General features: G+C 55.8%; 20 protein-coding genes. 5 read left to right on the forward strand and 15 right to left on the reverse strand.

Going from position 1 to position 18,836, the window contains the following annotated elements:
• Positions 1–303: 303 nt before the first annotated feature.
• A complete protein-coding gene (locus C4S68_RS22315) occupies positions 304–1,062 on the reverse strand; it encodes a FadR/GntR family transcriptional regulator (RefSeq protein WP_103935342.1) in 759 nt (252 codons plus the stop codon).
• Between the two features lie 309 nt (positions 1,063–1,371).
• Here C4S68_RS22315 and C4S68_RS22320 point away from each other — a divergent pair, with 309 nt between their 5' ends.
• On the forward strand, positions 1,372–3,657 hold the full coding sequence (locus C4S68_RS22320; RefSeq protein WP_160115288.1) for a TonB-dependent receptor: 2,286 nt from the start codon (positions 1,372–1,374) through the stop codon (positions 3,655–3,657).
• A 45-nt stretch (positions 3,658–3,702) separates the two neighbouring features.
• Here the strand turns inward: C4S68_RS22320 and C4S68_RS22325 are convergent, their stop codons facing one another.
• From C4S68_RS22325 to C4S68_RS22340, 5 genes are all read right to left on the reverse strand, one after another.
• The gene (locus C4S68_RS22325; protein ID WP_103935344.1) at positions 3,703–4,863 is read right to left on the reverse strand and encodes an IS481 family transposase; all 1,161 of its coding nucleotides are present in this window, start codon (positions 4,861–4,863) and stop codon (positions 3,703–3,705) included.
• Positions 4,864–5,236: 373 nt separating this feature from the next.
• Positions 5,237–5,407, reverse strand: coding sequence for a RidA family protein (locus C4S68_RS23470; protein WP_200821620.1), 171 nt, complete (start codon positions 5,405–5,407; stop codon positions 5,237–5,239).
• Entirely contained in the window at positions 5,386–6,033 is a 648-nt protein-coding gene (locus tag C4S68_RS22330; RefSeq protein WP_200821621.1) for a Rid family hydrolase, read from the reverse strand. Before C4S68_RS22330 ends, C4S68_RS23470 begins: the two co-directional genes overlap by 22 nt.
• An 86-nt stretch (positions 6,034–6,119) precedes the next feature.
• Entirely contained in the window at positions 6,120–6,902 is a 783-nt protein-coding gene (locus tag C4S68_RS22335; RefSeq protein WP_103935345.1) for a hypothetical protein, read from the reverse strand.
• An 85-nt stretch (positions 6,903–6,987) separates the two neighbouring features.
• Complete coding sequence (locus C4S68_RS22340) at positions 6,988–7,410, reverse strand: VOC family protein (protein WP_103935346.1); 423 nt, start codon at positions 7,408–7,410, stop codon at positions 6,988–6,990.
• 155 nt (positions 7,411–7,565) lie between these two features.
• Between C4S68_RS22340 and C4S68_RS22345 the strand changes: the two genes are divergently transcribed.
• Complete coding sequence (locus C4S68_RS22345; RefSeq protein WP_103935347.1) at positions 7,566–8,210, forward strand: TetR/AcrR family transcriptional regulator; 645 nt, start codon at positions 7,566–7,568, stop codon at positions 8,208–8,210.
• A 132-nt stretch (positions 8,211–8,342) separates the two neighbouring features.
• On the opposite strand, the gene C4S68_RS22350 is transcribed toward C4S68_RS22345, so the two are convergent.
• Positions 8,343–8,867, reverse strand: coding sequence for a cupin domain-containing protein (locus C4S68_RS22350; RefSeq protein ID WP_103935348.1), 525 nt, complete (start codon positions 8,865–8,867; stop codon positions 8,343–8,345).
• A 39-nt stretch (positions 8,868–8,906) separates the two neighbouring features.
• On the reverse strand, positions 8,907–9,656 hold the full coding sequence (locus C4S68_RS22355) for an SDR family NAD(P)-dependent oxidoreductase (RefSeq protein WP_103935349.1): 750 nt from the start codon (positions 9,654–9,656) through the stop codon (positions 8,907–8,909).
• A 155-nt stretch (positions 9,657–9,811) separates the two neighbouring features.
• Between C4S68_RS22355 and C4S68_RS22360 the strand changes: the two genes are divergently transcribed.
• Positions 9,812–10,696, forward strand: coding sequence for an MBL fold metallo-hydrolase (locus C4S68_RS22360; RefSeq protein WP_103935350.1), 885 nt, complete (start codon positions 9,812–9,814; stop codon positions 10,694–10,696).
• Between the two features lie 759 nt (positions 10,697–11,455).
• On the opposite strand, the gene C4S68_RS22365 is transcribed toward C4S68_RS22360, so the two are convergent.
• The 7 genes from C4S68_RS22365 to C4S68_RS22395 form a co-directional block, all read right to left on the reverse strand.
• The gene (locus C4S68_RS22365; protein ID WP_103935351.1) at positions 11,456–11,815 is read right to left on the reverse strand and encodes a DoxX family protein; all 360 of its coding nucleotides are present in this window, start codon (positions 11,813–11,815) and stop codon (positions 11,456–11,458) included.
• Positions 11,816–11,858: 43 nt separating this feature from the next.
• Positions 11,859–12,650, reverse strand: coding sequence for an SDR family NAD(P)-dependent oxidoreductase (locus C4S68_RS22370; RefSeq protein ID WP_160115289.1), 792 nt, complete (start codon positions 12,648–12,650; stop codon positions 11,859–11,861).
• 91 nt (positions 12,651–12,741) lie between these two features.
• On the reverse strand, positions 12,742–13,374 hold the full coding sequence (locus C4S68_RS22375) for a DinB family protein (RefSeq protein ID WP_103935353.1): 633 nt from the start codon (positions 13,372–13,374) through the stop codon (positions 12,742–12,744).
• A gap of 172 nt (positions 13,375–13,546) precedes the next feature.
• The gene (locus C4S68_RS22380) at positions 13,547–14,290 is read right to left on the reverse strand and encodes an SDR family oxidoreductase (RefSeq protein ID WP_103935362.1); all 744 of its coding nucleotides are present in this window, start codon (positions 14,288–14,290) and stop codon (positions 13,547–13,549) included.
• Positions 14,291–14,426: 136 nt separating this feature from the next.
• A complete protein-coding gene (locus C4S68_RS22385) occupies positions 14,427–15,176 on the reverse strand; it encodes an SDR family NAD(P)-dependent oxidoreductase (protein ID WP_103935354.1) in 750 nt (249 codons plus the stop codon).
• Positions 15,177–15,367: 191 nt separating this feature from the next.
• The gene (locus C4S68_RS22390) at positions 15,368–16,294 is read right to left on the reverse strand and encodes an SDR family NAD(P)-dependent oxidoreductase (protein ID WP_103935355.1); all 927 of its coding nucleotides are present in this window, start codon (positions 16,292–16,294) and stop codon (positions 15,368–15,370) included.
• A 21-nt stretch (positions 16,295–16,315) separates the two neighbouring features.
• Positions 16,316–16,591, reverse strand: a complete 276-nt coding sequence (locus C4S68_RS22395) for an SDR family NAD(P)-dependent oxidoreductase (protein WP_103935356.1) — start codon at positions 16,589–16,591, stop codon at positions 16,316–16,318.
• A 123-nt stretch (positions 16,592–16,714) separates the two neighbouring features.
• Here C4S68_RS22395 and C4S68_RS22400 point away from each other — a divergent pair, with 123 nt between their 5' ends.
• Positions 16,715–17,329, forward strand: coding sequence for a TetR/AcrR family transcriptional regulator (locus C4S68_RS22400; RefSeq protein ID WP_103935357.1), 615 nt, complete (start codon positions 16,715–16,717; stop codon positions 17,327–17,329).
• Positions 17,330–17,985: 656 nt separating this feature from the next.
• Positions 17,986–18,768, forward strand: a complete 783-nt coding sequence (locus tag C4S68_RS22405) for an ArdC family protein (RefSeq protein WP_235011801.1) — start codon at positions 17,986–17,988, stop codon at positions 18,766–18,768.
• The last annotated feature ends 68 nt before the right edge of the window (positions 18,769–18,836 follow it).

Genomic DNA, 18,836 nt, shown 5'->3' on the forward strand with positions numbered 1-18,836 from the left:
ACCCTGACAAATCCTGTGCGCTGACGCGCACCCACGCGGTAGACAAGCCTTCCTAAGGTTGGCTGAGTGTACCGGGAGATGATTTACGTTTTGTACCGGGGAGAGGGTTTACAAGCCCCTTGCGGAGAGTGCGGCTCGGTTATTGGTGAATGGCTGGCTAAGCCCGGTCTTGAAATAGGATATTCCTCGCAGCCGTAGCGTTGGGAATGTGGGAATCCCGCAGGGATTTCCAAGAGTGCTGGGAAGGGTGGGAAGCCGGTTTTTCGGCTTTCCATGCTTTCCACTACTCGGCATTTCCAACGCTTACTTTCGGGTTGAAGTTCTGCGCGTTGAACCCGGCTGTGCGCTTCGCCTTGTTTTCTGTACTTTCGGGCGGGAGGTTTCAGCTTTTGCTGTCGTGAGATGTTCATCCATCGCGCGACGCGCCAAGTCTGCATCGTGACGTCGTACCGCATCGTAGATGCGGCGGTGAGCGAGCAATGCACTTTGTCGGTTCTCCAATGTTCCTGCTCGTTGACGCCGCTCTTCAAAGAGACCACCAACGATACTGTCCATCATGGCCAACAAAATTGGATTGCCACACGCCTGAGCTATCGCGCGATGAAAGCGGACATCATGAACAAGGAAAGCCTCGGGATCGTCAGCAGTTGCGAACATCTCGGTCAGTTCTTCTGAGATCGCAACGAGCTGTTCTTTTTGGCACCGTTCTGCGGCATGCCCGGCAATCGTGATCTCTAGAGCACGCCGCGTCTCAAAGAGATGTTCCGTTGTTAAGGTTCCTAGAGTGCGCATGAACTGAAGCGGCGCTTCACCCAGCCCGCTTGGCGTCTCGGCGAGAAATGCTCCGACTCCGTGTCGAACGTCCAAAATGCCGAGAGCTGCGAGATACCCGATGCCTCTGCGAACTTCACCTCTGCTTACATCAAGCTTGGTTGCCAACTCACGTTCAGCGGGCAAACGGTCGCCCGATCGGAGCTGTTCTACCGCAATCCAATCGCGTATCTGGTCAACCACTGGCGGTTGAGAGTTGGCTATTGGAGACGTGGACGCGAGTTCTGGCATAGGCGATTCGGAGTGTCAGCAGAGCATACTCTAGCACTTATCATTGGCTCCTGCACGTTTTCTCTAGGAGTTGTGGCACAATCAAGTAGGAGTGAAGTGGTTAACCACTTCACTCCGAATTTCCTGGCCAACATGAAGGCATTCACGGTGAAGGTTCGCGCCCCTTGGAAGACTTACGTTCGATCGCTACAGAGTTCCTGTCTTCTACTTGCAACTCTTTCTGCTGCGTCTGTGGTTGCTCAGATACCAAGCGTAGCGGATGTGCAAGCGGCGAAACAGGCGGATAATTCGCAAGCGCCGCTGAGAGGCATGGTCGCCGATGCATCCGGCGCAAGGATCGGTGGAGCTTCTGTACGTGTTCTCCGTACGAATGGTGCTGCGCTAAAGACGACATTCACGAAAAAGGATGGCGAGTTTTCGCTAGCGCTGCCCGAAGGTGACTATCAGCTTGTCGTGTCGAGCCCAGGCTTTCAGATCCGTGAGGTGCCATTAGTCGTTCGCGATGGCAGGACAACGGTTTCGCTGAGCATCACACTAGGATTGAATCCTGTGAACACCACCGTCCAGGTTCATGGCCGAGAAGATGATTTGGGCGGTATCGCCGATTCTGGCACACAGGGAACGGTCGGAGCCAAAGAAATTGAAAATCGCCCTATCCTTCGCTCAGGCGAAGTGTTGGAGTCTATCCCTGGTGTCATCATCACGCAACATGCTGGTGGCGGGAAGGCGAACCAGTACTTCCTTCGCGGCTTCAATCTTGACCATGGCACGGACTTCGCCATCTTCATCGATGGGATGCCTCTGAATCTGCCTTCGCACGCGCACGGAGAAGGCTATTCGGACATGAACACTGTCATTCCGGAGTTAGTGCAGCGCGTGAATTACGAAAAAGGACCTTACTACGCGGACGTAGGCAACTATGGCTCTGCCGGTTCCGCCCACCTCGAATTCTTCAAGACGCTACCGCAGAACTTCGCGCAAGTCGAAGGCGGCATGTTTGGGTACGGTCGCTTCGTCTTCGGTGCATCCCATAAGCTGGGTGTTGGAAACTTGCTCTACGGCGGGGAGGCGTACCATGACAACGGTCCGTGGACGCATCCTGACAACTACTACAAGTTCAATGGCCTGCTCACCTATAGTCAAGGCAGCGCTGAGAGCGGATTCAGCATGAGTGCCCGCGGATACCATGGTCAATGGCATTCAAGCGACCAGATCGCCGACAATGCTGTACCACTAGTCGGCCTATTCGGCACACTGAACCCCACGGATGGCGGCCACTCGCAGCGATACAGCCTGCAAAGCGACTGGCATCGCCAAAGCGAGCGCTCGCATACTCAGATTACTGCGTATGGCTTTTACTACGACCTCGATCTGTTCTCCGACTTCACCTACTATCTCACCGATCCGAATCGCGGCGACCAGTTCGAGCAGAACGACCGCCGCTGGGCTGCGGGACTTGATGCGCACCATAGGATCGACGGCGAGTGGTTCGGCCGTAAGGTGGAGAATACTTTCGGTCTGCAAGTGCGCAACGACTGGATTCACAACGGGCTGTTCCAGTCGCAGGGTCGCGTCCGCGTGGATAAGACCGACTCCGGCACAGGCAACACGTTACCCGCAACAACGCAGGCGGATCACTTCACCGATACGCAGGTTGGCTTCTACGCAGAGAACCGCATCCAATGGACCGACTGGTTCCGCTCGGTAGTCGCTCTGCGCGGAGACGCCCAGGTCTTCAACGTCACCAGCCTTATCACCTCAGCGAATAGCGGCATGACCGCTAAGGTGTTGCCCAGTCCTAAGATGAGCCTCATCTTCAGCCCTGGGGGCAAGACGGAGCTTTACGCGCAGGCGGGCTTCAGCTTCCACTCTAACGATGGGCGCGGGACGACGCTGACGATCGAACCTGTCTCCGGCGACAATCCTTACCCGAACACGGCCGCCACGCCGATTCCGGCGTTGATCCCCACGAAGGGTGGTGAGTTCGGACTGCGTACCTCCGCGCTTCCGCATCTTAAGAGCACGTTTTCAGTGTGGTACCTTCACAGCGCGTCGGAGTTGCAGCAGTCTGGCGACACCGGTGGGACGACGGCCTCGCAACAGCCCAGCGAGCGCTATGGCTTTGAGTGGGCAAACTACTACACGCCTGCTGAACACGTCACGGTAGACCTCGACCTCGCCAACTCAAAGGCTCTCTTTACGGCCCCGGATACCGATGATGCTGCACCCGGAAGCCCCGGCGGTAAGCGCGTGCCGGAGGCCGTTGGCCTCGTCATCGCCTCGGGGGTAACGCTGCATGACATGCATGGCCTCTCCTCAAGCCTGCGCCTGCGCCTCTTTGGCCCGCGCGACCTTACTTCAGACGGCATCTATCGCTCGAATTACACTGCGATGCTGAATGGTGAGGTCGGCTACACGTTCCTCAGAAACTGGCGTGCTTCCGCTGAATTCCTAAACGTATTGGATCGTCGAGACCATGACATCGACTATGCCTATGAGTCACGCATTACGCCTACGGCAACCTCTGCTTTCACCGACGTATTTCATCCGGTTGAACCCTTCCAAGTTCGCTTTTGGTTGCGGAAAAGCTTCTGAAAGGCAGGAATGGAGCGCATTCTGCGCTTCCATTCCTGCCTTTGTCTATGCTCGCAGCCCTGGTCGAAACCGCAGATCGCTCACATCAAATTCGCCTACCTCCAGATTGCAGAAGTGAACCTTGTAGAAATCCTGCTCGATCTTTTCTAGACCGATATCTTCACCACGGAACACTTCGCTGATAAAGACACGGCTCTTGTGCCAACTAATATCGCCCGCATCGTTCACTCGTCTTGTTTGGAAGTGTGAAGGATACGTGTGAGCCTTGGTGTAGCGAGGCAGAAGCCGAGTGCTCGGAACATATAAGCTACCTGGCGTTTCGTGATTCAGCGCTTCGTGAGGCCGTTCGTGGTTATACACACGGCGGAACTCATCAAAACGCTTCTGTTGAGCACTGATTGTTTTCGCCGAAGGATTTGTCGTGTCCTGCTTTAGCGTTCGGTGCATCCGTTCGTGCCGACCGTTTTGTTGGGGTTTGCCGGGCTGAATTCGTTCATGAAGGATACCTAGTCTGTGCCATTCCAACGAAAGACGTGATAACCCCAGAATGCCGGTTCCCGAGAACGGCGCTCCGTTGTCGGTGCGTATGCGTTCTGGAACTCCGAACTCGCGCATGGCTGCTTCACAGATGGCACGAACATGCGCCGTATCCATGCGAGTGATCGCTTGGCAACGGATCAGATATCGGCTGTATGAGTCTGTGATCGTGAAGGGATCACATCTTTGACCGTCGCCTGTCCGAAACCAGCCTTTGAAGTCCATGCACCACAACTGATTTGGCGCGGTGACTTCGGAGAACGGCTGAGAATAAGGTGTGGTCCGCCTCCGCTTGCGTACAGGGTTTGTCAAACCGGAGCGGCGAAGAATTTCACCGATGGTACTCGCTGCCGGCCATGCTACGTTCGGGTTCATCCGTTCAAGTCGGGCTTTGAGCTTGCGCGCTCCCCACGACGGAAATCTCTTCCGTAACGCGAGTACTTCGTTGACTAGTTCTTCCGGTGTTGCATGCGAGCAACTGCGCGGTCTGCGCGATAGATCAAGAAGACCTTCCGGCCCAACCTCGTTGTATCGCTTGATCCATTTGTAGGCGGTAGGGCGCGAGATGCCGTACTCATGACACAAATCCGTCAGTGACATCTCCTCTTTTTGATAGCTCGATAAAAATTGTAGGCGTTGATCCACAACGCGACTCTCTTTCCAGGACATTAACGCATCTTGCCGCGTCTTGGTCCTCGTTGAAGAGCCATTCTCTCCATATCTGTAAAGGCTGTCTCCGGTACTGCGTGTAAACCATGTCCCCGGTACCTACTAGGCTCCGCCCCCTCGCGCCCGCAAGGAGTCTCCCCAGGCTTCCGCGCTCCGCTTGTGCAGCCCTTGCTCCATTGCATTGCGCTTCAAGGGTGGGTGATCCCTCTCTCCTTGCACTTGGTTTGCACTTTCCCCTTGTGTCCGGACAAATTGATCGATTTAGTATCCATTCGCCGCACGAATCTCGACCCCAACGAATCCGGCCCGACACATCCGCTTTCACCTTTGACACGCCCACCGAAGTTCGATGGCCGTGACCTGTATCTCCCTTCTAGGGGACGCGCACCACCATTTCAATCTCGACCTTGATCTCCGGCGTATAGAGTGCCTGAACGCCAATCGTCGTGATGCTCGGCATTGCGTCCCCGAGCAGTTCACGTAGAGTGGGGAGGACCTGCTGGAACGCTTCTGTAGTCGCATTCACGACATAGACGCGCAGCATGACATGTCTTGCGCAGACGCCTCCAATTCCTTCAGTGCGGCGGCGAGGCTGGCAGTCGCAAGCATTGCCTGGCCGGCGAGGTCTTTGGGCACGTCCTCACGGCCAGGCTTCGCTGCGATCTGGCCGGACAGGAACGCAAGGCGGCCAGGTTCAACGACACTGATGTGCGAGTACCCAAGCGACGCCATATCCCACATCGTTGGAGGGTTGCGCCGGCTCACTGACGTTGAGGCACGTGCCGGAATCCGTGCGATCACCTTGATCTCAAAATCAAAGCCCGCAAGCCGGGTAACCCCAATAGAGGTCCAGTTAGGATACGGGGCTTTCGGGAACTTCTCATTTTTTACTGCAATGACCGCGCCAATTTGCTTTTCCGAATCCGTATGAAACGTCGTCAGGTCGACGATGTCGTCCAGCGTACATCCTCCTGCCGCGAGCGTGGCTTCTAGATTGGCGAAGGCTCGGCGAACCTGTGCTTCGAAATCGGGTTCGGGCGAACCGTCGGGACGGCTGCCAACCTGACCCGACACGAACAATAGGTCGCCTGATCGTACTGCGGGAGAATATCCGTACTTCTCGTATAGGGCATCCGGGTTAGCGGGAAACACTGCATCACGTTGGGGCATAACATCCTCTCGGGTTCTGTGTAGGATTCGCACGCTGTAGGGGTTGGAATTCGGCAGACCTGAGTGACAATCTCTACGTCGACTATTTAGGGTTTGTCCCCTACTGTGCGCGCCACATCAAGGGCCCGCATGCCGACCCTGGCGCCCAGTTGGTATGCCGTTTCATTCACTGCCGAGATAATGCCCTGCGTCAGCGTTGACTCGCCATCACCAATACAGGCCGAATCCGCAGCGACCGTAGCGGCGGCAATCCCATCGGAATCGAGAAGAGGAAGGCAGGCGGCACCAGCGCGATCGGCGCCGAAACCGGCATCATTGAAGAAAACAAGGCGTGGCTTGAAGGAACGCGTAAATGGAGCAGCGCTTCTGCCGCCATGACTACCGCTTGCCACGACCAAGCCTGCATCTTCTGGAGTCGCAAATGAGATGGAGCCTATGCAGAGGATGCCGTCAACAAAGGCGCGTTCCTCTACCGGTGCCTCCACGTCTGCGTGAGGCCAGGGGGCAGACTTCAATAGCTCTACTGCTTGTGCGACGGTTTGACCGGTCTCTACACCACACTTGGCCGCAAGTTTGTTGACGCGACTGATGATCCCTCGGTGGAACATGTCTTCGGCGTCGCCCGCCCGGGCGCTGTCCGTCGCAACGGCCGCCATAGCCATGCCATGCTTGTCCGCCCAAGGCAGACCACTGACCCCGGCCTCATCCCGGCCGATGCCGCAGTCATGATGGATGGCGGCACGAACGCCGGCTCTAGCCGAGTAGTACGCCGCGTAAGCCGTGGCATTCGAGCCGCCAACAACGACGGCACCGTTTGCTTCAGAAGGAAGCTTTACAACACCATCGACTACAAGAACAGGAACGTCCATTGAGAGCACCTCAGACCTTTAAAAACTGTATGTGCTGACGCGAATCGCACCGAGATCGTACGCCAGTCGCGCCAGCAGTTCGACGCTACTTTTTCGCTTCGCCGACCTCGATGAGGTGGCCGTCCGGATCGCGCATGTAGCACCGCGTCTCGGCCTCGTGAACCTTGGGCTCGGTTAGGAACTCCGCACCGAGACCCTTCCAACGTTCGTAGCATTCTGCAATGTTTGCGACGCGGATGTTCATGAAGCTGCTGACAGCCTCGCCATCCTTCGGAGCCGCAAGGTAAATGTCCGGCTTGTCGTCGGTCGGCCCGCCGCCCAAATTGATGATGACCCATGTGTTCTCTAGCTGTACGACGCAGGGCTTGCCGTTCTCGCCGTCCATGACGACTTTCCCGCCGAGGATTCGCGAGTAGAAGTCCATCGACTTCTTTATGTTCGCCGAAACGAGAAAGTGCGTTACGGTAAAGCCCGTGCGGGGAAACATTTCGTAAGTGGTATCTGGCATTTCTCGGACCTCCGAAAAACTGTGTGAGTGCTCACGCGAACCGGACCGAGATAGGTCAGTCGTCCGCGCCAGCAATACTATATCGAACGATATAGTACACGGACGATAGGTGTCAATGTTATGTAGTGCGTGGTATAGAATAGTACGGAGCAGCCATGGGACGTCCACGCGAATTCGACATCGACACGGCCGTCAAGACGGCGACTGAACTTTTCTGGCGAAAGGGCTACGAAGGCACATCGCTCAGTGATCTCACCGGTGCTATGCGCATTACCGCGCCGAGCTTCTATTTTGCTTTTGGAAATAAGGAAAAGCTCTTCCGGGTAGTCATCGAGCAGTATTACGAAAAACAGCTAGAGCTTCTTGAGAGTGCGCTTCAGGAATCGACTGTGCGAGGTGTCGCGGCCAAGTTTCTCTATGGCTATGCCGACGTCCTCACCGGGTCATCTCACGCGCCTGGCTGCCTCGCTCTCAATAGTTCTCTTCCTTCTGCAGAAGACGACACGGTTCGCGCTTGGTTGGCCAAGTTGCGCGGCGAGTTGATCGTGCGACTTCGTAAACGAATCGCCAAGGCCCGTGGCACCACCGACCTTCCCGTAAATGCTGATCCCGATGTGCTCGCGCGTTATATTGCAGTCACTGCGTGGGGCCTGGCGGTGGAAGCTCAATCGGGAGCGAAACGTAAAGACCTGTACAGCGCGATCGCCGTCGGTCTGGCGGCGTGGCCTTCAGCAGCTGCTACGAGACCGGAACAGAGGCCGACTAGCCGTAAAAGCGCATCCTCGCGCATTCGGCAGTAGTGGCTGTGTTACTCAGCGTGGCGTTTCCATTCGATAGCGAGGACGCAGGCGTTGCATGGACGCCTCACGTCTTTGAGGCGTCCACGTTTTGCAAGCAGGTTCCTCACAGGGACAAACCGGGCATGGAGTTTGCTAAGACGCTTTGCGCTCGGCTGCAAGAACGACAAAGAGAATGGTGCAAGGCTTGGCGGAACGGTTATGCCAGCTATGGAACGTTCCGTTAGTCACAATCAGGTCCCCTGTCTTGAGCGTAAGTTCGTGTACCTGACCATCTTCGCCTGGGTATCCGGCGTTCACTTCGCCATCCAACATGATGGCAAGATCGATGCTGTCGGTGCGATGCATCCCGTCACCTTCTTTGCCCGGGACCATTCCTGGGGTGCCCATGTCGACTGAGGCGGCCCGTTCAAGCGGCGCTGGTCCCTCTGGCGTCTCCGGAGCCAGCGTAAAGAGATCGGCCCGAATTCCGCCAAGCGGGCCAAACATCCCCGACGGCTTATATTCGCCCAAAACCTGCTCTGGCGTTAGCGGCAATTCGGGAACTTTGTCGAATCCCCAGATGTTGGTAAGGAAGTCGACTGTTGCTGTGTCAATGGTATCGACTTTGGTGGCTACGCCAGTTTTGCCCTCAGCCGTGATGATTCTTTGGATCTTCATTTTGTTCTCTCCTGATTCGGTTGGAATGCTTCGTTTCGGTTAAACAGCGCTCAATCCGCCGTCTACAACCAGATCAATGCCTGTAATGAAGCTGGCCTCACTCGACGCCAGAAAGAGCGCTGCCGCCGCGATCTCCTCGGGACGGCCCATCCTGCCAAGCGGTGTCGCCTTGACGAATTGCGCCTTTCCCGCCTCCGTAGCCTCTTTAGAGCCGAATAAGCCGTCGAGGATCGGTGTTTCCGTGGCTCCGGGACTGAGGACATTCGAGCGGATGCCTCGTTCCTTCAGTTCCATGGTCCAAGTGCGAACGAACGATCGCAGAGCTGCTTTCGTGCCGCTGTACGCGCTTCGGCCTGGGGTCGCCTTGTCCTTACCTGCGGAGGTAATGAGAATGAGGGAACCACCGTCGTTCATGAATGGCAGCGCCTTCTGGACAGTGAAGAATGCTCCGCGCGCATTCGTCTCGAAGGTCTTATCGAAAAACTCAGCTGTTGCAGTTGCGACTGGGCCCATTCCGACGAAACCCGCATTTGCGACAACGACATCGATTTTCCGTCCCTCAGAAGAGACAACTGAATAGAGCCGATCCAAATCCTCCAGCTTTGAAACGTCGCCCTGAACCGCTGTGACGTTCTTGCCGATCTCGGCCACTGCCTTATCCAACTCGGATTGGCGGCGGCTGGTGATGAAGACGTATGCGCCTTCCGATACAAAACGCTTTGCGATAGCGAGTCCGATTCCGCTACTGCCGCCTGTGATGATGGCGACCTTTCCCTGTAGTGCTGGCATAGTGTGCTCTCCTGTGGGATCGTGCAGTTGTGTAGCGATAGCTATACAAAATTGACAACATGTCGAGCATACTATAGTGTTCGATATATTACTACCCGCAGTTGACGGCGCAGCAACGAGTGAACAGCAAGGAATTGGCACCAAAGGAGACCGCAATGAATAAAGAACAGGGCGCTGGCTTTTACCGTTTCAAGATTGGAGAATTTGAAGTTGCGTCTGTCAGCGACGGGTTTCTCCAGTTCGATAATCCCAGGATCATGATCGCGGCGGGAGCTAGTGAAAAAGAATTTCAGGCCTTTATGGAGAGTAAGTTTCTCCCCTCCGCATCTGCTTACTTTCAGATCAACTCACTGTATGTAGATACCGGTAAACACAAGGTTCTCATCGACAACGGAATGGGACCGTATCTTGGGCCATCCGGTGGACACCTGCCCGAACATCTGCGGAACCTCGGTGTTGTTCCCGAAGAAATTGACACCATCATCATCTCGCACGCACATCTGGATCATGTGTTTGGCACATTGGCTCCCGATGACTCCCAGGTATTTCCGAATGCCCGCTATGTGATTGGGGAGCAGGAATGGGCGTACTGGATGAAGCCAGACATCAAGCTCGGAAATCTCCTACCGGATGAGTGGAAGCAAATGATTGTTGCGGGGGCGAAACGTCATCTCGGCGGGATTAAGAAGCAAGTCGAATTCGTGAAGCCCGGCCAGGAAGTCGTGACCGGCATTACCGCCGTAGAAGCGTTCGGCCACACGCCCGGTATGCTCGCCTTCAATATCTCATCGGGCTCGGAGAGCCTCTTCTATTCTGCGGACGCCCTGCATCATTTCGCCCTCAGCATTGTGCATCCCGAGTGGCATGTCGGATTCGATAACGACCAGGAACTAGGGGCACGCACACGGCTAAGAGTGCTCAATCAGGTCATTGCCGAAAAATCGTTGGTATTGGTGCCTCATTTTCCGTTCCCAGGACTAGGCCACATTACCCAGCAGGGACTAGTGCGAAACTGGGAACCGACAGTTTGGCACTGGTAACAGTGCCTCGATTGGTCGCGCAGCGCCGGTATGAATTGCCGGCGCTGACCTCACCTTAGGCGAGGATCGACGCGGAGATGGAGGCTGGTAAGGAGAGGGCTAGAAAGACGCACAACGTAGTGGTGAACTTGTTGAGGCCGCTTATCTCGCAGCGAATGGCTACGCCATCGTGAAGATAGCGCTGGCAGTTTCAGGATCTCGATCTGAGGAGAAATTGGAGTAGCCGAGGTGCATGACGGAGACCAATGGAGAATACTCTGACTTCCACGCTAGTGCGATAGATTGTCCTCGGGTCTCGATCTGTGATTGCGCGCTCAATAACCTCGGCTAACATTTCATCCCCGATCCACCTGTCAGAATCTGATGCGAGCGAAGCAAGCGTCTTGGCAGAGCCCTGCTCATAGCGCCGCAAAGGTCGCGCCGGCAAACGAATCTCGTTGTCTACACGCCTAATAAGGCCGCGCATCACTGCCGTGACATGAACGCCCGTCCCTTCCAACTCTCTGTTGAGGCTCTGTGACCAGCTTTCAAGCGCCGCGTGAGAGGCTGCTTACATCCCCACGTGGCGTCCATCTTCAAAGATCGTAAGCGAGCGTATTACCTTTCCGGCTAGCTCTCTACAATCAATCATGACAATCTCCTTTCAGAGCATTCGGAACTCGCGCCATTGCTGATTCGACGCAGTGAGGTGCGACGGGATTCGCCCGACCTCTGCATCGGTCAGGTTCTATCGCGGCTGAGGCTCGCCATGACGAGAGTTTAGAAGTGGAGTTGGTTTGGATTGAAGAAATAAGAGATCGCAAGGATGCCGAAGATGATCAATGGTGGCAATACCTTCGGGTACTCTTTGGTCGCAAGGTGCGAGAACATAGCTCCTGTGTAGTTGAAGGTGAAGCCGGCGTAGGCCCATTCACGAAGTAGCGGAGACACAGGCGCTACTAGCGCAATCGCGCCGAGAGCTTTCCAAATCCCGAGGAGAATGGGTAGGTAGCTGGGAAAGCCGAGTGACGAGAAGTTTTGCAGGATCACACTCGGTCTTGCAAAGTAAACAATGGCGGTCGTGAGCGCGATGAGTGCGCTCGTCCAGGTGGCGATGTAGTAGATGGTCAGGTGGCTCATGTGTCCTCGTTTGTATAGATTGATTGATCATTTCCTCTCAATCTCAGGTTCTCTGTTTGAAGAGAAATTGGAGTAATCGTGGTGCGAGACGGAGAGCAGTAGAAAACATTCTCAGTTCGAAGCCAGTGCGATAAATCGTCCTCGGCTTTCTATCCGTGATCGCGCGCTCAATGTGCTCGGCTAACATTTCATCCCCGATCCACCTGTCAGAATCTGATGCAAGCGCAGCGAGCGTCTTGGCAGTGCCTTGGTCATAGCGCCGCAAAGGCCGCTCCGGCAAACGAATTTCATTGTCTACGCGCCTAATAAGGCCGCGCATCACTGCCGTGACTTGAACCCCAGTCCCTTCCAACTCTGTGTTGAGGCTTTGTGACCAGCTTTCAAGCGCCGCGTGAGAGGCTGCGTACATCCCCATAAATGGAGCTGGAGAGGTGCCAAACGGAGAAACTATATTGACCACTCGTCCCATGCCGCGTGCCCGCATGAACGGAATGACCGCGTAAGTCAATCGAAGAACATCAAAGAAGCTATCCGCGAAATGCCGATTCGTCTGCTCCTCGCTGAGCTCCTCCAATGCACCGATTGTGTACGTCTCGGATATGTTTACGAGAACATCGACACACCCAGCGACGCTAAGAAGGGTCGCAATTGAGTCTCTGACGGCCTCCGTATCGCCTCGTTTCAGTTGTATCTGTGTGAACGGAAGCTCTTCCGTCGTTGAAACGTACTCGGCAACTGCGCCAAAGACCTTGAAACCACGGCGAGAAAGTAGAATGGCAGCCGCAAGCCCAGGACCCGACCATACATTCGTAACGACGATAACCTTCTCAGCCACCTCCACCTCTCGTCCCTTTCCTGCTTGGCTTGCGGCCATAGAGATGAAGAGTTTGGGGGCACTCCATCTCTATGGTGCTTGCGACACTTACCTACTTCTTCGGCGGAGCAGGAGCGCCGCTGGCAGGAGGAGCTATACCGTTCATTCGCAGGTACTCCACCATCTGCCCGTATTCATCGGAAGCATGCACCGCGATGTACGCGGCCTGTGTGGAGCGCGTAGACGGGATGGTTGCTCCTGACGGAGTTCGACCACCTATATCTTCAAACGCGTTTGCATTCGTGATTGTCCCTATCGCCTTATGATCAAAGGCGAAGGAGTCCTCGAGAGCCGCAATAATTTCATCTTTGTATTTCAACTTAGGGAGCAGGGTTAGATCGATATCGGGCTTTAGTCCACTCAAGTGCGAACCCAAAGCGTAATTCGCCTGCGCGACGTGAATGACCAATGCCCCGAATGTGCGGACGCCTGCGTACTCAGTTCGTTGCCCAGGTGCAAAAATTGCCGCGCTTGGTGCAAATCCATACTTGTCGGCAGGCAATGCTTTCACCAGACTGATCATCTGGATTTCAGTCATACTCAGCAGCGAGTTGAGCGCTTCGGCAGGCGCAATCATTGTCCCGGGAGCAACCTTCTCCCACCCCTGCTGGGCTCTCACTACCGGTGCCATCGCGGAGATGCCAACTAAACTTACCGCAACCACCATCTGCTTTATCACTTTCATTGTTTCCTCCGTAGGTTGTGCTACAACGAACTGGCTTGGAATTGCCCTGAGGGAGCAGTGGCGACGACCGAGTCGCCGCCACCGCCTTCCGTATCCGCATCGAGTGCGCTCTGGTACGCGAGTCATCGAAGACCGTCCTCGATGTGAGCACCTTCCTGGACGGCCCAGCACCTTAGAGTTGCGACCAGCCCCCATCGACGGGAAGTTCAGCGCCGGTCGTGAAGGTCGCGTCGAACGCCAGGAAGAGGACGGCCTTCGCGATTTCGTCTGACGTTCCCCAACGCTTCATCGGGACCATCCCAGGGATTTTCTCCCTCATCTGAGCGGCTGCCTCAGCGGGAAACGATTTGCCGAGGATCGGCGTGTCGATTGGACCCGGCGTCACTGCGTTGACGCGAATTTCCCGAGGAAGAAGCTCAGCAGCAAGCCCCCGGGCGAATGACCGCAGCGCAGACTTGGCGGCTCCGTATGTGGATTGGTTGGGCATTCCCTTGACGTTTGCGATCGAGGTCGTGAGGATGACGGAGCCTCCCCGACTGATCATCGGCGCGAACTTCTGGACCGCGAAAAACGGTCCTTTGGAGTTCAGGTTGAACATCTCGTCGTAGATGGCCTCGGTCACGCTCTCGAAAGGCGTTGGAATACTGAAACCGGCGTTGACGAAAAGCAGGTCGATGGTGTCGAACTCGGTCTTCACCCGAGAGGCGAGGGCGTCGATGTCCGTCAACGACCGTGCGTCGCTCGAAACCACGATTGCCTCATTCCCAAGCTCCTTCTGCGCCGATTCCAGGCCTTCTTTTGAGCGACCCGTCACCGCAACGCGGGCGCCTCCATCGAGGAGCATCTTCGCCGTAGCGAGTCCCATGCCGCTCGTGCCGCCGATGATTACCACTTTCTTACCTTCATACCGTTTCATGTTCATTCTCCTGGTGACTGGTTGTTATTCGTTGGTCGCCGTAACCCCAAGTTAGGAATGTGGCGATGTTGATTTGCATATGACCTTGATGACGGCCTGCTGCCTGTTCTGTTCAACCGTCTTTTGGTTGAAACGCTTAGACAGCACTCAATCCGCCATCGACGGCCAGATCAATGCCTGCAACAAAGCTGGCCTCGCTTGATGCCAGAAAGAGCGCTGCCGCCGCAATCTCCTCGGGCCGGCCAATCCTGCCAAGCGGAGTCGCCGATGCGAATTGCGCCTTTCCCGCTTCAGCAGCCTCTTTCGAGCCGAACAAGTCTTCGAGGATCGGCGTCTCAGTGGCACCCGGACTGAGGACATTCGAGCGGATACCGCGATCCTTCAGCTCCATCGTCCAAGTGCGAACGAAAGCACGCAGTGCTGCTTTTGTCCCGCTGTACAAGCTTCGGCCAGGAGTCGCCTTGTTCTTGCCGGCTGAAGCGATGAGGATGATGGAACCACCGTCGTTCATCAGCGGGAGCGCTTTCTGGACGGTAAAGAATGCCCCGCGTGCATTCGTATCGAAAGTCTGATCGAACTGATCGAGTGTCGCAGTTGTGAGGGGTGCGATTACGACGAAACCTGCACCAGCGACGACGACATCGATCCTCCGCCCTTCAGCAGAGACGGTCGAATAGAGCCGATCCAAATCCTCTAGCTTTGAAACGTCGCCTTGCACCGCGGTGACGTTCTTGCCGATCTCAGCCACTGCCTTATCCAATGCGGATTGGCGGCGACTGGTGATGAAGACGTATGCGCCCTCCGACACGAAGCGCTTTGCGATGGCAAGTCCTATTCCGCTACTGCCGCCCGTGATGACGGCGACCTTGTTGTTTAAAGCAAGCATTTTCTCTTCCTTCTCGTTCTGCAACTCATCAAGGATGACGGCTGACGAGCCGATACCGCATACCTTGACTACGGCCCGCCGCACGGCTGCTTGGCTACGCGATCGTGGAGCTGTGGTTGGTGCTTCGCCTCAATTGGATCCGTCAACTCCCCTTGAGCCGGAACGATTGCTCTGAGACTTCGTTTCCAGACCTACTTCGTGAAACGGTGAATTGCCTCGTAGGCGTTATCTTGAAACGAAGTATTTTTCAAATCAGTCAAGAATGTGCTCTGGTCCACCATCTCCCCGGATAACTTGCCCTCTTTACTGGCATAAAACACGCCGCTTTTATACCGGTCATCTGAAATGGCATCTACAAATCGCTTTGCGCCTACGTCCAGCGAATGCACCATTCCGCCCATTAATGGGAATACGATAGGCATCATCACAAACTTCAACATAAACCGCATTGGCGGCGGAAGACTATCTGGCGCTAGAGTTCCTGTTGTGTTTCCTGGGCTCACAACAACAAACTTTAGCTTGGGATATTGTCTGGCCATGGATAACGTCCACATGGTTTCTGCGTACTTGACATATGCGTATGCATTCAATGCAACGAACTTCTTACCGAAATAAGATCCATCAAGAACCGCAGCAAACTCATCTACAGAAGAAGTCTTCATTGAAACTCGTTTTATTCCGAGCGCCTTTACTCCTGGAACAGCTTCCGCACTGACTGCCAGAACTGCTTTCCGTAGCTTGTCTCGTTTAATCAATTCCTCCGCTAGAATTACGTTGCCTAAAATGTTCGTAGCAGCTAATTCATTCATGCCGGAAGGCGTAAATTTCGCGGCCGTTTTACCCACTACTCCACCCGCATTTAAGACAATCGCGTCAATCGGCTCCTTTATCTCCTCTACAGCTTTTCTTACGGAATCCGCGTCCGTGACATCCCCAATAACGATGTCAAAAATCTTCTTCCCCGTGTTCTCCTCAAGCTCTTTTTTCGCTGCCGCCGCCCTCGCTCGATTTCTGCAGAAAAGGATCACTTTTTTGGTTTCTTGTTTCAACGCGAACTGGCGGGCAGTCTCTTTCCCAAGCCCAGCATTTGCTCCGGTTATTAAGACACTTTCGATCATTTTCTTCTCCTTGTTCGGTTCTTAGTTATTTGCGGAATGGAGCAATTCGACTGTCAGTTGATGATGACCGTTCACGAGCGGGGACTGAACGATGTGCGGCGCGTTCAGATCCCGCTCCATCGGTGTGAAGACCCTTGTTTTCGTCTCAGCCTCGGGCTGAGCGGCCATCTCCAGCATTCGAGTCACGCTGCGCTCGGTTACGATGACCTCGCGGTAGCCCTCCCCGACGATCAAGTGGGCTGCGACGTGACCGAGCCCGGAGGTGGCCCCGGTGACGAGAGCGATCGAATGTTTCATGACTGGCTCCTTAGTGAAAGGGCAAAACAGAGCCGGAAAGCGCGAGGCCAGAGCCAGCTTTTTAATATCGAACTATTCGGTTGTATATTGATACAATGTGAGTGTCAAGGAGTTTTGAACTAAATGATTAAAAATACCGCTAGGCCGCGAGGACGACCGCGCAGCTTCGACGAGACGGGGGCTCTGGAAAAGGCCACTCAGGTGTTCTGGTCGAAGGGCTACGACGGAGTGACGATTGATGATCTCGTCGTCGGGATGGGCGTGGGACGGCCAAGCCTGTATGCCGTCTTTGGGGACAAGCGGGCGATATTCTTGCGTGTCCTTAGGGCGTACGCGGAACGGCAGGGCGCATCAGCCGCGAAGGCACTCCTCTCGGAACAGAGTCTTCGCGATTCGATCGCGGACTTTCTGAGGTACACCGTCGAAAGTGCAACCGAGAAAGGGTCCGCCCGGGGCTGCCTTCTGATGTGCGTCGCGCCGCTTGTGAACGACGCTGAGGTTCAGCGGTTCCTGCAGCATGCGGCCGCTGGCGGCGCGGCGCTGCTGGAGCGCCGTTTCCGGGATGGGATCTCTGCGGGAGACATCCCGCCTGACTTTCCGGTAGCCGTGCGCGCGGTCCAAGTCACGGATCTTGCTCGTGCCCTGACCATGCGTGCGCGGATAGGCACGCCGCGCAAGACACTCCTCAAAGATGCTGAGGAAGCGGCCGACTTGGTGCTCCTGCCGCGGCGCGTCTGACGGGTTATCGGAAACAATTTACTCTGCCGTGGAAGTTGCCCGCCGGTCGTAAAGCGCACCACCCGGTGAATCGAAACACGAACGTACGGGACTCAAAGCGGCAATGCAAGAAGTTGCGGACTGCATGGTAACTAATGTTGAGAAGCGCCCTCGAGGACGTCCCTTCTACGGATGGGTTCACTTCGAAGAGCTCCGATCTCGAATTCAGCACGGAGCACAATCCAGTCGTGGTCCATCATCAGGTCCGCAAGGGCGTCCCAAAACTTCACCGATGAGGGAGGACGGGTTTCCTCCCTGTCTCCAGCCGCTTGCAGCGTCTTCCGCCACCCTCCTCAACGGGGCCTGTTCCGGCCCCGTAACGCCCGCCCCTGATAGTCCCTGTGCGCTGACGCGCACCCATGCGGTAGACAAGCCTTCCTAAGGTTGGCTCTGCCCCCTCGCGCGCGCAAGGAGTCTCCCCAGGCTTCCGCGCCTGCGGCTTGTGCAGCCCTCCGCTACGCTTCGCCCTTTCCGCTCCATTGCATTGCGCTGCAAGGGTGGGTGATCCCCCTCTCCTTGCACTTGCTACCCCCCGCCTTCGCCAGGAGGCCTTCGGCATGTAGGTACATGCCACGCATGGCATGAAAAGCAAAAGCAACCGCAAAGGAGACAACACCATGAGCAGCACAGCCAACACCACCAACAAACTCGCCACCATCGACAGCAAGAAGCCTTCCACCAAACAGGAATTGATCGCCGCCAATATCAAGCTGCTGATTGAGCAGTTGGAGGCAGGACACTCCGAAGCCCTTACCAACTACCTCACCGCCATGAGCCGCTTTCATTCGTATTCCTTCGGGAACGTCTTGGAGATCGCGAGACAGATGCCACAGGCCACCCGCGTGGCCGGGTTCTGGACGTGGAAGAACCTTGGACGCAGCGTGAAAGCGGGACAAAAAGGCATCCGCATTCTTGCCCCCATCGTCGGCGTTCGCCGCAAGAAGAACGGGGAAGCCAACAAGGACATTACGAAGCAGAACGAGCGGGTTTTGTTGGGATTCCGCAACGCCTACGTCTTCGACGTATCGCAGACCGACGGCGTAGACCTGCCGGAGATGCGCGAGGTTTCCGGCGACCCCGGTGAGAACTTGGACAGGCTGGCCGCGTTCGTGCAGAGCAAAGGGATTCAGCTTGTCTATAACCCCAACATCGCCCCCGCGCTCGGCATGAGCTACGGCGGACGCATCGCCATCCTGCCCGGACAGTCGAAGGCCGAAACCTTCGCCACCCTTGTCCATGAAACGGCGCATGAACTCCTGCACAAGGCAGAACGCCGCACGGCCACGACGAAAACGGTACGCGAGACGGAGGCCGAAGCCGTCGCCTTTGTGGTGGGCAAAGCCGTTGGTCTTGTGACGGGTTCCGCGAGTGCCGATTATGTTGTCCTCGCGGTTATGTGACGTTCAGCGGTTGAGACCCTGTGAACGCTGGGGATGGCGGTTTTGAAGACAACATAAGTCGAAGGGCT

Source organism: Bryocella elongata, assembly GCF_900108185.1.
Lineage (GTDB): Bacteria > Acidobacteriota > Terriglobia > Terriglobales > Acidobacteriaceae > Granulicella > Granulicella elongata.